Consider the following 14,214-nt stretch of genomic DNA (forward strand, 5'->3'; position numbering starts at 1 on the left):
GTGCGGCCCCGTGCGGGCGGGGGCCGACGCGGGTGCCCGTGCCGCCTTGACGTGTTCATAGCGCGGGCGGTGTACTCCGGCGCATGGAAGACGTGGGGGACGCGCCCGAAGGGCAGGCGTGGAGCGGGGTCATGACGCCGCAGCGGTACGTGGACGAGCGGCTCGCGCAGTACCAGGAGTGGTACGACCGCAAGGCCACCAGGATGAAGGCGATGCACCTGCGGATGCGGACCGTGTCGGTGGTCGGGGGTGCGCTCGTGCCCGTACTCGTGAACCTGGACGTCGGGTTCGCTCGGATCACCGCCACCGTCCTCAGCCTGATCGTCGTTGCCTCGGTGTCGCTGGAGAGCGTCTACCGCTACCGCGAACAGTGGAAGAACTACCGGTCGACCGAACAGCTCCTCGGGCACGAGCGCGTCTACTTCTCCGCCCGGGTCGGCGCCTACCACGGACTCTCCGACCGCAACGCGTTCACCACCCTGGTCGCCCGCGTGGAGAAGGCGATCGCCAGCGAGAACTCCGCGACGCTCAACGTCATGACGCTCGGCGGGCAGGTCAGCACCGAGCTCCAGCAGTACGGGCTGCCCACGCAGCGCCAGGGCGAGGCGGCGGGCGCGTGACGGGCCTGCGCGTCACCGTCCTCGGCTCCGCCACCCCGTACCCCGCCGTCGGCAACCCCTGCTCCGGATACCTCCTCGAAGGCGGCGGCGTCCGCGTCTGGGTCGACGCCGGCAGCGGCACGCTCGGGGAACTGCGCCGGTACGCCGGGCTCGCCGAACTCGACGCCGTATGGATCTCGCATCTGCACGCCGACCACTGCGCCGACCTGCTCACCGCCTCCTACGGGCTGCTCTACGCCGACGTACGCCGGGACGCCCCCCTCCCGCTCTTCGCACCGCCCGGCACCGCCGACCGGCTGGCCGGCTTCCTCACCAACGGACCGGACCGCAGCCCCGTCGAAAGGGCCTTCGCCTTCGCCGACCTGTACGACGGGCAGCGCATCCGGCTCGGCGGACTGACACTGCTCACGCGCGCCGTCGAGCACGGCGGGACGAAGGCGTTCGGCCTGCGCGTGGAGGCGGGCGCGGGGTCCACACGCGCCGGAACCGGCGAAGGGACGGAGGGCGCCGAGCGGGTCGTGTTCGCGTACTCCGGCGACAGCGAGCCCTGCCCCGCGCTCACCGAACTCGCCCAGGGCAGCGACCTGTTCCTCTGCGAGGCGGACGGGGAAGGGCCCGGGCACCACACGCCCGAGCAGGCCGGGCGGACCGCCGCCGACGCCGGGGCCGGCCGGCTGCTCGTGACCCACGTGGGGCCGGCGGTCGCACCGGACGCGGCGGTCCGGCGGGCGGCCGCGGTGTTCGGCGGGCCCGTCGAGTACGCCGCGCCCGGCCGGACCTTCACCGTCACCCCCGCCACCGGCTCCACCCCCGCCACCGGCTCCACCGGCTCCACCGGGGCCAGGGGTACCGAGGGGGTCACCCGTCGAAGTCGTACTCCAGGACGTACGAGGCCGAGTCCAGCGTCATCTCGTTGAACTCGACCGCGGCTCCGGCCTCCGTCACCGCCGTGCGGCTGATGAGGATGACCGGGGTGCCGAGGCCGAGGGCCAGCCGGGCGGCCTCCTCGGCCGTCGGCATCCGGCAGCGGACCTCCTCGCGGAAGCGGACCGGTCGGTGGCCCCGTTCGGCGAGCCGGGCGTAGGTGCCGCCGGGGCCGGTGTCCGGCTCCGTGATGGCGGTGCCCTCGGCAAGGGACGCCGGCAGGTACGAGACCGAGACGAGCACCGGCTTCTCGTCGAGCACGAACCGCCGGCTGCGGACGCACACCGGCTCCTCGGGCGAGCCCAGGCCGAGGATCCGGGCCACCCGCGGCCCGGCGGGGGCGGCCGGGGTCACCTCGATCTGGTCGACGACGAGCGAGCGGTCCTCGATGTCGGCCGACCAGACGGAGCGGCCGCCACCCCACTGGTCGCGGGCCAGGCGGGGGATTCCCCGGCGGCGCAGCGGACGGAAGGAGCGGACGAAGACGCCGGCGCCCTGACGGGCCTCGGCGAGTCCCTCGTTGCGCAGTACGGACAGGGCCTGGCGGGCGGTCATCCGGGCCACGTCGTAGGTGGACATCAGATCGTTCTCACCGGGGAGCCGGTCACCGGGCGCGAAGGTGCCCGACTGGATCGCGGTTCTCAACTCGTCGGCGATCCGCTGGTACTTGGGTCGCCGGCCGCTCTCCTGGTCAGTCATGGGTGGACCACTCCCTTCCGTCTGCGGGACACCCTACGGCGCGCTTCCCGGGGCCGGAGCACACGTGTGCGCGGGGCCGCGCGGGCGGTCCGTCCTTCGGGCGACTTCTCTAGAGATGCGTTGACATCGGGGGATCCCGGGGGCTTCCCTGAGTCTGTCCGTCCCACTCCACGACCGATGTCCGCAGTCGTCGGCCCAGCAGCCGAAACGGAGGATGTGTGCAGCCCGTGCCCGAGGCCGGAGACCTCGTACGTGACACCGCCACCGGTCGGGTCGGCTTCTACGTCGACAGCGTCGCCGGCCGCTTCCTGATCCGCCCCGTGCGGGGCGGCCGCGCGTGGGCGGCCGAGCCCGCCGACGTCCAGCTCGCCACACCCCTGCGGGAGCTGCGCGCCCGGGCCGCGGAGATCAACGCCCGGAGCCGGCGGAGCCTGGGCATGTGAGAGGGGGAGGGGGAGAGGAGGGGGAGAGATGGGCTGGCTGGTGCTGCTCCGGGCCGGGGATGCGAGGCGGGCGGTCGGAGCGTGGGGGCGCCCGCCGCGGGTCCGGGGAGGTGGGACGGGGGCCGGTCGCGGGTTCGGGGAGGTGGGACGGGGCCCGGCTCGTGGTCCGGGGCTGGGGGACGGGCTGGGGCCCATGGCGCCGGGCTGGGGCCGTGGTAGGTGTTGCGGGCGGGGTCGGGGCTCGTGGTCCGGGGGCCGGGCGGTAGGGGACCGGTGTCCGACCTGAGGCTCTTTCCTGGGGCCCGACGTCGTCGGATGCGGCGCTGCCAGTGGTGCGCGTCACACTGGAGGCATGTGCCGCAGCATCAAGACACTCCGACCGCCCGCCCTGCCCCACGAGGCCACCGAGGACGACGTGCGCGCCGCCGCGCTGCAGTTCGTCCGCAAGGTCTCCGGCTTCCGCGCGCCCGCCGCGCACAACCGGGAGGTGTTCGACCGGGCCGTGGACGAGATCGCCGAGGCCACGGCCCGCCTCCTCGATGACCTGGAGATCCGCGGCGCGCACCCCGCGCACGCCGCGCACCCGGCGCGGCCGGCGAGGCCGGTCAGGCCGCCGGAGCGGGAGCCGCAGCCGGACGCCGTATGACACAGGCCGCCAGCGTGCCTGCGAGGAAGAGCGCCAGCACGGGCACGCAGGCGCCGAGCCAGGTCGCGCCCAGCCAGCGGCCGCCGAGCCAGCCGAGACCTACGCCGTAGGTCGCCCACACCGCGGCCGCCAGGGCCGACCAGGGCAGGAAGTCACGCAGTCGGCGCCCGGTCGCGCCCGCGCCGAGGGAGACGACCGAGCGGCCGGCGGGGGCGAAGCGGGCGAGGACGACGAGCAGGCCGCCGCCACGGGCCAGTGTCTCGCCGAGACGTTCCTGCGCCACGGTGAGGCGGCGCGAGCGGGTGACGACGCGACCGAGCCGCGTCCCGCCGCGCCGGGCCAGGCGGTACGCGGCGAGGTCGCCGAGCACGGAGGCGGTGGCCGCGCAGAGCAGGAGGGGCAGCAGGGCCGGGGCGTACGGCACCTCGGCGACGGCCCCGGCGGCACCGGCCGTCGTCGCCGTGGCGGCACCGGCGGCGGCCGTGGCGGCGGTGACCACGAGGATGCCGCTCGGCAGCACCGGCAGAAAGACGTCGAGCAGGATCGACGTCGTCACCGCCGCGTAGATCCACGGGCCCGCGGTCAGCGACTGCAGTGACCACCCCGTGCCGTCGAGCACGTTCACAGCGCCAGAGCCTACGCGGGGGCGGCCGGGCCGCCGCCGACGGGGCCGCGGAACGGCCCGGGGGCGGCCCGGAGGTGACGGTACGGGGCCCGGCCCGGCGCCGCCGCCAGGGCGCCGGTCGGCCAGGGTTCCCGCCGGCCCGGACTGAGGGGGAGTCCCGGGCGCGGCCCGCAGCCGGGTTTCGGGGCTCGTGGCCCGGCCCGCTCGGGTGCCCCGGGTCGCCCGGGTGTCCCGGTCCGCTCAGCTGGCCCGGGTCGCTCGGTGCCCCAGCCCCGTCAGGTGTCCCGGGTCGCTCGGGTGTCCCGGTCCGCTCTGGTGTCCCGGGTCGCTCGGTGTCCCGGGCCGCTCTGGTGTCCCAGTCCGCTCGCGCGTCCCGTTCGGGGGCAGCCGTGGGACCGGCCGTCGCTCCGGGCCGCTCGGGGGGTAGCCCTGGGACCGGCCGTCGCCTCGCCGGGGCGTCCCTGTCACGGGCTCACCGCGCCGCCCTCACCCTGCTTCGCGCCCGCTTCGGTGGCCTGCGTCGGCCTCACGCGGTGGCCGGTGCCGTCTTTCGGTCCTCGCCCTCCGGCTGGGTGCCGGACGTCGCGGTGCGGGGGCGGAAGAGGGTGTCGAGGGCCAGGGCGCCCGGGCCCGTGAAGACCAGGAGGAGGAAGGCCCAGCAGAAGAGGGCGGCGGGCTCGCCGGCGTTCTGGAGGGGGAAGAGGGCCTGCGGCTGGTGGACGTCGAAGTACGCGTAGGCCATGGAGCCGGAGGCGAGGAACGCCGCGCCGCGGGTGCCGAGGCCGAGGATGACCAGGGCGCCCGCGACGAGCTGGATGACGGCCGCGTACCAGCCCGGCCAGCTGCCGGCCGGCAGGGTGGCGCCACTGCCGCCGGCGCCCCCGAGCACGCCGAAGAGCGAGGCGGCGCCGTGGCAGGCGAAGAGCAGGCCGATGACGATCCGGAAGAGGCCGAGCGCGTAGGGCTGGGCCTGGTTCAGGCGGCTCGCAAGCGAGTTCATGGGGGAAGGCTCCTTCGGTCCGGCCCGTGCGGAGCGCACGGGTCATGGGGGACGGTGCACCGATGAGGCCCTCAGGTTAGGCATCCCTCACTATTACTTGCAAGTTCAACAACAGACCCTTTTTGGTGCCGAGTGGAATCAGCAGGCGTTGAGGACCGACTGCAGCGCGCTCTTCTCCGCCGAGTCGACGCTGAGGTTCCAGTGGTACTTGACGTGCACCCACATCCGCGCGTACGTGCAGCGGTACGAGGTGCGCGGCGGCAGCCACTCCGCCGGGTCCTGGTCGCCCTTCGCCTGGTTGACGTTGTCCGTGACCGCGATGAGCTGCGGGCGCGTCAGGTCGTTGGCGAAGGACTGCCGCTGACTGGTGGTCCAGGAGTTGGCGCCCGACCGCCATGCCTCGGCCAGCGGGATGACGTGGTCGATGTCGATGTCGGAGGCGAGGGTCCAGGTGACCCCGTCGTACTCCGAGTACCAACTCCCACTCACTGACGCGCAATTGGAGTCGGTCACGACGTTGACGCCGTCCCGCTTGAGCACCACCTCACGCGTGTTGCAGGTGCCCGACTGGGTGATCCAGTGCGGGAAGAGGTCCCGGCTGTAACCGGTGGAGGAACCTTCCGCCTTCACCGTGAGCGAGCTCAGGTACGTCCGGGCGGTGGCCGCGCTGACCGGGGTCGGCGGGGCGGCCTGGGCGGCGGGGGCGGTGGCGAGCAGGCCCGTGGCGGTGACGGCGGCGGAGGCGGCGAGGACGGCGGCTCGACGCGCGTAGACGCGGACGGCGGACATGCGAACTCCCTTGATGTGGGGGGACCTTGCCGGACGGCTCGGTCATCGTGGCGGCGCCGGGTTTCCCTGGGGGGTGCACCAGGTAACAGCGTGGCGACATGTGCACGTCACATCAAGGGGTGCGGGGGTGAGGGATCGGCGGGGGAATCGGGGTGAGGGATGGACAGGTTCCGGCCGCCGCACGGGGATCGGGCGGCGGGCGGGCCACGGCACCCTAGGGTTGGGCCGTGCTTCTGGACGTGAATGTCACCTTCGGTGCGGTTCTGGCCGTCCTGCTCGCCGTGGCCGCCGGAGTCGTCGCCCTCGCCCGGCTCGGCCGCGCCCGCGACACGCTGACGGCCGGAGCACGGGCGGCCGTCCAGCTCGTCGCCGTCTCCCTCGTGATCGGCTGGGTCGTCCGCTCGCTGCCGCTGCTGCTCTGCTTCCTGCTGCTGATGTACGCGGTGGCCGTACGGACCGCCGGCCGGCGCGTCGTCCCCGCGCCCGGCCGTGCCTGGCGGTGGGCCGCCGTCCCCATCGCCGCCGGTGTCGCCCCGGTCGTCGCGGCCCTCCTGCTCACCGGCCTCGTCCCCCTGAAGGGGATCACCCTGATCCCCGTCACCGGCATCCTCATCGGCGGCGCGCTCACCGCCACCGTCCTCGGCGGGCGCCGCGCGCTCGACGAGCTGTCCCAGCGGAAGGGCGAGGTGGAGGCCGGGCTCGCGATCGGCCTACTGGAACGCGAGGCCCGCCTGGAGGTGGCGCGCGAGGCCGCGTCGGACGCCCTGCTGCCGGGCATGGACCAGACCCGGACGGTCGGACTCGTCACTCTTCCGGGTGCCTTCGTCGGCATGCTCCTCGGCGGGGCGTCACCGCTGCGCGCGGGCGCGGTGCAGCTCTTCGTGCTCGTCGCGCTGCTGCTCGTCCAGGCGGTCGCGGTCGCCGTCACCCTGGAACTGGTCGCCCGGGGCCGGCTCGTCCGTCACCGGCCGGAGGAAGGCGGCGGGGACGGTCCCCGCGCGTCCGCACGGTACGACGACGATCCGCCCGCGCCGGAGCCCCATGGTCCGCCCGCTCCCGACGCCTACGATTCGCCCGCGCCGGACGGCCATAACCAGCCCGCCCCCGGGCCGGGACCTGTGCGCGAGCGGGGGGAGGACGCGCCCCGGGCTACGCCGCCCGCGCGGCGGAGAAGGCGAGAGTGAGCGTGCCGTCGGGGCCCCGCTCCACCCGTACGCCGGTGAGATCCCCTACGTGGACGTCGGGGGCGAAGGCGGCGGCCCGGGGACCCACGCCGACCACGCGCATGCCGGCCGCGCGGCCCGCCTGGATGCCCGCCTCGGAGTCCTCGAAGACCACGCAGTCCTCGGGGGCGAAGCCCAGCGCGGCCGCCCCCTTGAGGAAGCCCTCGGGGTCCGGCTTGCTCGCGCCGACGCACTCGGCGGTGACCCGGGTGTCCGGCATCGCGAGGCCCGCCGCGCCCATTCGGGCCTGCGCCAGCGCTTCGTCGGCCGAGGTGACGAGGGCGTGCGGCACGGTGGCGAGCGCGGCCATGAAGGCGGGCGCGCCCGGCACCGGCACCACCCCGTCGAGGTCGGCGGTCTCCTCGGCGAGGATGGCCCGGTTGTCGGCGAGGTTCTGCTCCATCGGCCGGTCCGGCAGCAGGGCGGCCATCGTGGCGTATCCCTGCCGGCCGTGCACCACCTTCAGCACTTCGGCGGGGTCGAGTCCCTCCCGCTCCGCCCAGCGCCGCCAGCAGCGCTCCACGACGGCGTCGGAGTTGACGAGCGTGCCGTCCATGTCGAGCAGCAGGGCACGTGCGGTAAGCGTCGCCGGGGTGGTGGCGGGCATAAGGGATCTCCAGGAGGGGTGGTCGGAGACGAATACAGAGCGGTCCCGCTCGCCGGTCAGGGAGTGCGAGCGGGGCCACTTTGTTCCTCCACGATACAAAACGAGGGGCCGCCCCGCCAGTCCCGTCCGCATGGCGGGACCCCCGCCGGCTCACTGCCCCGTTGCCTCACTGCCCCGTCGTCTCCGCCTCCAGGGCTCGGCGCGTGTACGGGCCGTAGACGCCCCGCGGGTCCTCCTCGATGTACTGGTACGACTGGTAGAGCGCGACCGCGCGCTCCACCTTCCTCGTGTACGAGCCGTTCACCGGCCCGTCGTACACCCATGCCTCCCGCAGCCGCCGCTGCAGTTCCTCCACCTCCGGGCCCGTGGACCCGAGGCTCAGGGTCGGCGCCTCGGTGGCCGGGGCCGTGGTCGGAGGCACCGCGCTCGCGCTCGTCGGCGTGGCGGTCCGCGTGGCGGGCGCCCCGGGGGCCGCGGGCGCCGAGGAGCCGGTGCCGGTCGCGGTGGCGGATGCCGTGGCGGAGGGGGAGGCGGACGCGGAGGTCGCCTCCGGGGCCGCGGTCGCCGAGGCGGATGCCGAGGGGGAACGGCTGGTGATCGGCGCCTCGGAGACGGCCACGTTCTCGGACGCGCTGGTGGTGACCTCGGGGACGGTGGCGCGGTCGTCGGTGTCGCTGTCGTCGCCGCCGATCAGTACCGTGGCCAGGACGGCGGTGCCGACGACCGCCGCCGCGACCACGGCGGCGATCAGGGCCGCCCGGCCCCGGCCCCGCGCGCGCCCCGAGTGCTCCTCGGGGGCGTACGCCAGCGTGAGCGCCGGCTCGTACCGATCGGGCTCGTAGCCACCGGGTTCGTACCCCTCGGCCCCGTGCGCATCGGCCCCGTACCCGTCGGGCTCGTAGCCGCCGGGCTCGTACCCCTCGGCCCCGTGTGCATCGGCCCCGTACCCGCCGGCCGCCCCGTAGGCGCTCCCCTCGTACCCATCGCCGCCCTGCGGCCCGGATCCGCCCGCGTACGGGGACGGCAGCACCGCCGTCGGTGGTATCGGCGCCGGTATCGGTGCCGGCGCTTCCCCGGGCGCGGCCACCGGCCCTGGCGCCGCCGCCCGTATCTCAGTCACCCGCACCTCGGTCGCCCGTACCTCAGTGGCCCCTGCCTCCGCCGCCCGCACCTCCGTCGGTGCCTCGGGCGACGAGGGCCGCGCCCCCACGGCCTGCCCCGCCCCCACCGGCAGCACCGCCGTCACGTCCTCCGTCGCTGCCCCCCGGGCCGTGCCCTCCGCCGTCCCCAGCGTCACGTACGGCCTGACCCGCAAGGGATCGAAGTCCTCCGGCGCCACGGGCTCGGACGGCGCCACGGGGTCGGACGGCGCGGCGGGCTGGGACGTCGCCAGGGGCTCGGCGGCGGCCGCCGCCTCCGCGCCGCGCCCGCAGGCGCAGCGCGGGCCAGGTCTGTGTGCACCACATTCAGGACAGGCGTGTCCGGACATCGTTGGGTCCCTCCCCGGTCAGTTCCGAGCGATTATGCAGCCCGGCCGCCGCCACGGGGTGAACAGCTGTCCCCTGTGCACCCCTCCGCAGGCCATAACGGCACAAACCCTCCAGGATGGAGAGGATCGGAGCCAGCGGCCCGGACCGGAGGAGACGCCCATGGCCCAGGAAGTACGCGCGCCGCACGCCGGCGAAGGCCCCGTACCGGGAGCGGCACAGAGCCACCGCACCGTCGTCGTCGCGATCGGCGCGCTGCTGCTCGGCATGCTCCTCGCCGCACTCGACCAGACCATCGTGTCCACCGCCCTGCCGACCATCGTCAGCGAGCTCGGCGGCATGGAGCACCTGTCCTGGGTCGTCACCGCCTACATGCTGGCCTCCACCGCCGCCACCCCCCTTTGGGGCAAGCTCGGCGACCAGTACGGGCGCAAGAAGCTCTTCCAGGGCGCCATCGTGCTCTTCCTCATCGGCTCGGCGCTCTGCGGCATCGCCCAGAACATGCCCCAGCTCATCGCCTTCCGCGCCGTCCAGGGCCTCGGCGGCGGCGGGCTCATGGTGCTGTCCATGGCGATCGTCGGCGACCTCGTCTCGCCCCGCGAACGCGGCCGCTACCAGGGTCTCTTCGGTGCCGTCTTCGGCGCCACCAGCGTCCTCGGCCCCCTCCTCGGCGGCCTGTTCACCGAGCACCTCTCCTGGCGCTGGGTCTTCTACATCAACCTGCCGATCGGCGTCGTCGCCCTCTTCGTCATCGCCGCCGTCCTGCACATCCCGGTCCGCAGCACCCGCCACCGCATCGACTACCTCGGCACCTTCCTCATCGCCTCCGTCGCCACCTGCCTGGTCCTGGTCGCCTCCCTCGGCGGCACCACCTGGGACTGGGGCTCGGCGCAGATCATCGGCCTCGCGGTCCTGGGAGCGGTGCTCCTCGTGTGGTTCGTGTCCGTGGAGCGGCGGGCCGCGGAGCCCGTCCTGCCCCTCAAGCTGTTCCGGATCAGGACCTTCACGCTGGTCTCGGTCATCAGCTTCGTCGTCGGCTTCGCGATGTTCGGCGCGATGACCTACCTGCCGACCTTCCTCCAGGTCGTGCAGGGCGTCAGCCCCACCATGTCCGGCGTGCACATGCTGCCCATGGTGCTCGGCATGCTGATCACCTCGACCGGCTCCGGCCAGATCGTCTCCCGCACCGGCCGCTGGAAGGTCTTCCCGATCGCCGGCACGGCGGTCACCGCCCTCGGCCTGCTCCTGCTCAACGAGCTGACGGAGACCACCTCCACCTGGACGATGAGCCTGTTCTTCTTCGTCTTCGGCGCCGGACTGGGCCTGGTCATGCAGGTGCTCGTCCTCGTCGTGCAGAACGCCGTCGCCTACGAGGACCTGGGCGTCGCCACCTCGGGCGCCACCTTCTTCCGTTCCATCGGCGCCTCCTTCGGCGTCGCGATCTTCGGCACCGTCTTCACCAACCGGCTCACCGACAAGCTCGACGACGCCCTCGCCGGACAGCCGCTGCCGCCGGGCGTCGACGCCGGCACGGTGGCCGCCGACCCGCGCGCCATGGCGGCGCTCCCGCCCCCGCTGCGGCCGTCGGTGGTCCACGCGTACGCGACCTCCATCACCGACGTCTTCCTGTACGCGGCGCCCGTCGTCCTCGTGGCCTTCGTCATCGCCTGGTTCCTGAAGGAGGACCGGCTGCGCGGCTCCGTCACCGCGCCCGACCCCAGCCAGACCCTGGCCTCCAACCCCGTCGAGCGCTCCTCCTACGACGAATGCGCCCGCGCCCTGTCCGTGCTCGGCTCCCGCGAGGGCCGCAAGCACATCTACGAGAAGATCACCGCCCGCGCCGGCCTCGACCTGCTGCCCGCCGCGAGCTGGCTGCTGCTGCGGGTGCGCCGCCACGGCACCGTCGAGCCCGGCCGGCTCGCCGACACCACTCCCGTACCGCTGCGGGCGATCACCGAGGCCGCCCGGCAACTGGAGGAGCGCCGTCTGGTGGCCCGTGAGGGGATCCAGCTGGTCCTCACCGAGGAGGGGGCGCGGACGGCGGTACGGCTCGCCAAGGCGCGCGAGGACTCGCTCGCCGAACTCCTCGGCGACTGGTGGGGACCGGAGCGGCCCACCGACCTCGTCCGCCTGGTGGAGGAGCTGACCGCCGAACTCGGCGGCTCGGACGCGGAACGGCCCCGCACGGCCGGACCGCCCCGCGACCACCACGCGTAGCCGTCGAGGCCGGGCGGATCAGGAGGCCCGCTCCTTCAGAGCTCCTTGCCGTACCAGATCTCCATATAGGGACCGGTGCAGTACGCCGGTATCTCCGCGTACCCGTGCCGCACGTACAGCGCCCGCGCCTCCACGAGGTCCAGACGGGTGTTGAGGACCATGCGGCGGGCGCCGAGCGCGCGGGCCGCGTCCTCCAGGCCGTTCAGGAGGAGACCGGCGCCGCCGGTGCCGCGGAAGGCCGGGCGGATGAACACCCGGGTGAGCTCGGCCCGTTCGGCGTCCAGGAGGACCACTCCGCCGCAGGCGGCCGGCTTGCCCTCGTGACGGCCGACGAGGAACGCGCCGGCGGGCGGGGCGAGCAGGTCAAGACCCTCGTCGATCATCTCCTCGTCGTACTCGTCCTCGGCCAGGACGCGGCCGTAGTAGCGGCCCGCGACATCGCCGAAGTAGTCGCGGCGCAGAGCGGTGGCGTCCGGGGTGTCGACGCGCTCGGGGGAGAAGGTCCAGGTCATGCGCGCCATTGTGCGGCGCGCACGACCCGCCGCGCAGCTCAGTTCTTGGGGGCCGCCTGCTGCACCACCTCGAACGACCACAGGGTGGAGCCGGTCGCCGCCGGCTTCGGGCGGTCCGCGCCGCCCTCGTGCGCGGCCTTCATGGAACCGTTCATCCAGTTCTGGAAGTCCTCCTCGCTGCGCCAGCGGGTGTACACCAGGTACTGGTCGGTGCCCTCCAGCGGACGCAGCAGTTCGAACCACTCGAAGCCGTCCGAGCCCTCGACGGCACCGGCGCGGGACGCGAAGCGCTGTTCCAGGACCTCGCGCTGCTCGGCCGGGACGGTCAGTACGTTGATCTTCACGATGCTCATGAGGGGCAGGATATGACCGCGGGTGAACGGATCCGGGCACTGGCCGGGCGGTGGCTGCCGCTGCTCGGCGACGACGACTTCGTCTGCTCGCCGGCCGGGCTGTGGCTGGCGCTCGCCGCCGTGGCGTCCGGGGCGGGCGGCGAGACGGCGGGGGAGCTGCGCGAGGTGCTCGGAGTCGCGGGACCCGAGGCCGCCGACGCGGTGAGCGCGCTGGGCCGGACCGGAGCCGTGGCCGGACCGGACGGGACCGACGCGGCGACCGGACGGGACCGGACCGGCGGGGCGTTCGCGCGGGGACCGGCCGACGGGGTCGCGCTCGCCACGGGGGTGTGGAGCCGGGTGCCGCTGCGCCCGGAGTTCCGCGACCGGCTGCCCGGCGTCGGCTTCGGGACGCTCGGCGCGCAGGCCCAGCGGGAGATCGACGCCTGGGTGCGCGGGGCCACCGGCGGTCGCGTCGAGGCGCTGCCGGTGAGGCTGGACGGCGGTGAGGACCTGGTCCTGGCCGGGGCCCTGGCCCTGAAGGCCGCGTGGCTGAGCCGGTTCCCGGCGCACCTCACCCGGGACGAGCCGTTCACCGCCGGCCACGGCGCCACAGCTCTCGTACCGACCATGCACCAGCGGATCCCGGCGCACCGGGCCTGGCGCTTCGGCGGCGCCACGGTGGTCGAGCTGCCCTGTGCCGGGGACACGGTCCGCGTGCGGTTCGTGCTCGGCGAGGAGGGCTGCGGGCCCGCCGAGGTGCTGCCCCTGGCCTGGGCCGGGCCCGCCGCCCGCATGCCGGTACGGGCCGAGGCCGTCGACCTCGCGCTGCCCCGCTTCACCCTCCGTACCCGCACCGACGTGTACGCGCGGCTGCCCGCGCTCGGCATCGGCCGGGCCGTACGGCCGGACGCCGACTTCTCCGGCCTCTCGCCGGTGCCGCTGTACGTCTCCGCGGCGGTCCAGGAGGCGCTGGTGGAGATCGCGGAGGAGGGCGTGGAGGCGGCCGCTGTCACCGTGGTCGCGATGACCCGCGGCGCCGCCGCGCCCCGGCAGCGTCGGGTCGAACGGATCGCTTTCGACCGGCCCTTCGGCGTCGTGGTCCTCGACGGCACGGGCGAGGTGCCGCTCTTCACCGGCTGGCGCGCCCGGGCGGACCGCTGACGGATCCGGCCACGGACCGGCCCACCACCCCGGGCGGACCAGCCCGCGCACCGACCCCCTCGCCGGATCGGCCACGGACCGGCCCACCGCGCCTGAGGGGCCGCCCCACCGTCCCTGGCCGGCCGGCCGGCCCGTGCACCGGCCCTGTGGACCGGCTGGCGGACTGCCCCCGGGACCGGCTCACGGACCGGCCCGTGCATCGGTCGTGGATCAGCTCACCACACGGACGAGCAGCAACCCGTCGTAGCCCTTCGTGCCGACGGTCTGGACCGCCGTGGCGTCCAACCGGGGCTCCCCGGCGATGAGTTCGAACGTCTCGCGGGTCCCGGTGATCGCCGGGTCGTCCGGGGCCGCAGTGGCGACCCGGCCGCCCCGCACGACGTTGTCGACGACGATGAGGGTGCCGGGCCGGGACAGCCGGAGGGCCCAGGAGACGTAGTGCGGGTTGTTGACCTTGTCGGCGTCGACGAAGACGAAGTCGAACGGGCCCGCGCCCTCCTGCTCCAGGAGCGGGAGGGTGTCGAGCGCCGCGCCGGTCCGCACCTCGACGACCTTGTCGAGGCCGGCGCGGGCGATGTTGGCGCGGGCCACGTCCGCGTGGGCGGGGGAGTACTCCAGCGTGACCAGCCGCCCGTCGGCGGGCAGCGCGCGGGCCAGCCAGATGGTGCTGTAGCCGCCGAGGGTGCCGATCTCCAGGACGTTCTTCGCGCCCTGCGCCGCGACGAGCAGGTGGAGCAGCTTGCCCTGGTTGGGGGCGACGGCGATCTCGGGCAGTCCGGCGGCCGCGGAGTCGGCGAGGGCCGCGGTCAGCGCCTCGTCGGCGGGGGCGAGCAGGTCGGTGAGGTAGTGGTCGACGGTGGTCCATCGGTCCTGATCGTTGCTCATGCGGCCGAACGTACACCGGCCTCGGCCCGCGCGGGCCGGGC

General features: G+C 74.5%; 15 protein-coding genes and 1 pseudogene. 7 read left to right on the forward strand and 9 right to left on the reverse strand.

Annotated features, from left to right (window positions below):
- Positions 1-83 precede the first annotated feature (83 nt).
- Positions 84-620 (forward strand): DUF4231 domain-containing protein, encoded by a 537-nt coding sequence (locus ABD954_RS24020; RefSeq protein WP_345488728.1) that lies wholly within the window; start codon positions 84-86, stop codon positions 618-620.
- Entirely contained in the window at positions 617-1,537 is a 921-nt protein-coding gene (locus ABD954_RS24025) for an MBL fold metallo-hydrolase (protein ID WP_345488730.1), read from the forward strand. Before ABD954_RS24020 ends, ABD954_RS24025 begins: the two co-directional genes overlap by 4 nt.
- On the opposite strand, the gene ABD954_RS24030 is transcribed toward ABD954_RS24025, so the two are convergent.
- Positions 1,479-2,243: a GntR family transcriptional regulator gene (locus ABD954_RS24030; protein WP_345488732.1), complete on the reverse strand. Its 765-nt coding sequence runs from the start codon at positions 2,241-2,243 to the stop codon at positions 1,479-1,481. The genes ABD954_RS24025 and ABD954_RS24030 overlap by 59 nt on opposite strands.
- A 218-nt stretch (positions 2,244-2,461) precedes the next feature.
- On the opposite strand from ABD954_RS24030, the gene ABD954_RS24035 reads away from it, so the two are divergent.
- Both ABD954_RS24035 and ABD954_RS24040 read left to right on the forward strand, forming a co-directional pair.
- Entirely contained in the window at positions 2,462-2,686 is a 225-nt protein-coding gene (locus tag ABD954_RS24035) for a hypothetical protein (RefSeq protein ID WP_345488734.1), read from the forward strand.
- A gap of 352 nt (positions 2,687-3,038) precedes the next feature.
- Positions 3,039-3,332 carry a DUF2277 domain-containing protein gene (locus tag ABD954_RS24040; RefSeq protein ID WP_345488736.1) on the forward strand — a complete coding sequence of 98 codons (294 nt, stop codon included), beginning with the start codon at positions 3,039-3,041 and terminating at the stop codon, positions 3,330-3,332.
- On the opposite strand, the gene ABD954_RS24045 is transcribed toward ABD954_RS24040, so the two are convergent.
- From ABD954_RS24045 to ABD954_RS24055, 3 genes are all read right to left on the reverse strand, one after another.
- On the reverse strand, positions 3,292-3,957 hold the full coding sequence (locus ABD954_RS24045) for a DedA family protein (RefSeq protein ID WP_345488738.1): 666 nt from the start codon (positions 3,955-3,957) through the stop codon (positions 3,292-3,294). The genes ABD954_RS24040 and ABD954_RS24045 overlap by 41 nt on opposite strands.
- A gap of 526 nt (positions 3,958-4,483) precedes the next feature.
- A complete protein-coding gene (locus tag ABD954_RS24050; protein ID WP_345488740.1) occupies positions 4,484-4,957 on the reverse strand; it encodes a DoxX family protein in 474 nt (157 codons plus the stop codon).
- Between the two features lie 138 nt (positions 4,958-5,095).
- Positions 5,096-5,746, reverse strand: coding sequence for an HNH endonuclease family protein (locus tag ABD954_RS24055; RefSeq protein ID WP_345488742.1), 651 nt, complete (start codon positions 5,744-5,746; stop codon positions 5,096-5,098).
- Between the two features lie 227 nt (positions 5,747-5,973).
- Here ABD954_RS24055 and ABD954_RS24060 point away from each other — a divergent pair.
- A pseudogene (locus ABD954_RS24060) lies at positions 5,974-6,723 on the forward strand (ABC transporter permease); the annotation flags it as partial.
- Between the two features lie 172 nt (positions 6,724-6,895).
- On the opposite strand, the gene ABD954_RS24065 reads toward ABD954_RS24060, so the two are convergent.
- Positions 6,896-7,576 carry an HAD-IA family hydrolase gene (locus tag ABD954_RS24065; RefSeq protein ID WP_345488745.1) on the reverse strand — a complete coding sequence of 227 codons (681 nt, stop codon included), beginning with the start codon at positions 7,574-7,576 and terminating at the stop codon, positions 6,896-6,898.
- A 166-nt stretch (positions 7,577-7,742) separates the two neighbouring features.
- Positions 7,743-8,606, reverse strand: a complete 864-nt coding sequence (locus ABD954_RS24070; protein WP_345488747.1) for a peptidoglycan-binding domain-containing protein — start codon at positions 8,604-8,606, stop codon at positions 7,743-7,745.
- Between the two features lie 619 nt (positions 8,607-9,225).
- On the opposite strand from ABD954_RS24070, the gene ABD954_RS24075 reads away from it, so the two are divergent.
- The gene (locus ABD954_RS24075; protein ID WP_345488748.1) at positions 9,226-11,280 is read left to right on the forward strand and encodes an MFS transporter; all 2,055 of its coding nucleotides are present in this window, start codon (positions 9,226-9,228) and stop codon (positions 11,278-11,280) included.
- A gap of 35 nt (positions 11,281-11,315) precedes the next feature.
- Here the strand turns inward: ABD954_RS24075 and ABD954_RS24080 are convergent, their stop codons facing one another.
- The gene (locus ABD954_RS24080) at positions 11,316-11,801 is read right to left on the reverse strand and encodes a GNAT family N-acetyltransferase (protein ID WP_345488749.1); all 486 of its coding nucleotides are present in this window, start codon (positions 11,799-11,801) and stop codon (positions 11,316-11,318) included.
- Between the two features lie 29 nt (positions 11,802-11,830).
- Positions 11,831-12,145, reverse strand: coding sequence for an antibiotic biosynthesis monooxygenase family protein (locus ABD954_RS24085; RefSeq protein WP_345488751.1), 315 nt, complete (start codon positions 12,143-12,145; stop codon positions 11,831-11,833).
- A gap of 12 nt (positions 12,146-12,157) precedes the next feature.
- Here ABD954_RS24085 and ABD954_RS24090 point away from each other — a divergent pair, with 12 nt between their 5' ends.
- Positions 12,158-13,288: a serpin family protein gene (locus ABD954_RS24090; protein WP_345488753.1), complete on the forward strand. Its 1,131-nt coding sequence runs from the start codon at positions 12,158-12,160 to the stop codon at positions 13,286-13,288.
- 210 nt (positions 13,289-13,498) lie between these two features.
- Here the strand turns inward: ABD954_RS24090 and ABD954_RS24095 are convergent, their stop codons facing one another.
- Positions 13,499-14,173, reverse strand: a complete 675-nt coding sequence (locus tag ABD954_RS24095) for an O-methyltransferase (RefSeq protein WP_345488755.1) — start codon at positions 14,171-14,173, stop codon at positions 13,499-13,501.
- Positions 14,174-14,214: the final 41 nt, after the last annotated feature.

The sequence above is a fragment of the Streptomyces roseoviridis genome (assembly GCF_039535235.1).
Taxonomy (GTDB): Bacteria; Actinomycetota; Actinomycetes; order Streptomycetales; family Streptomycetaceae; genus Streptomyces; species Streptomyces roseoviridis.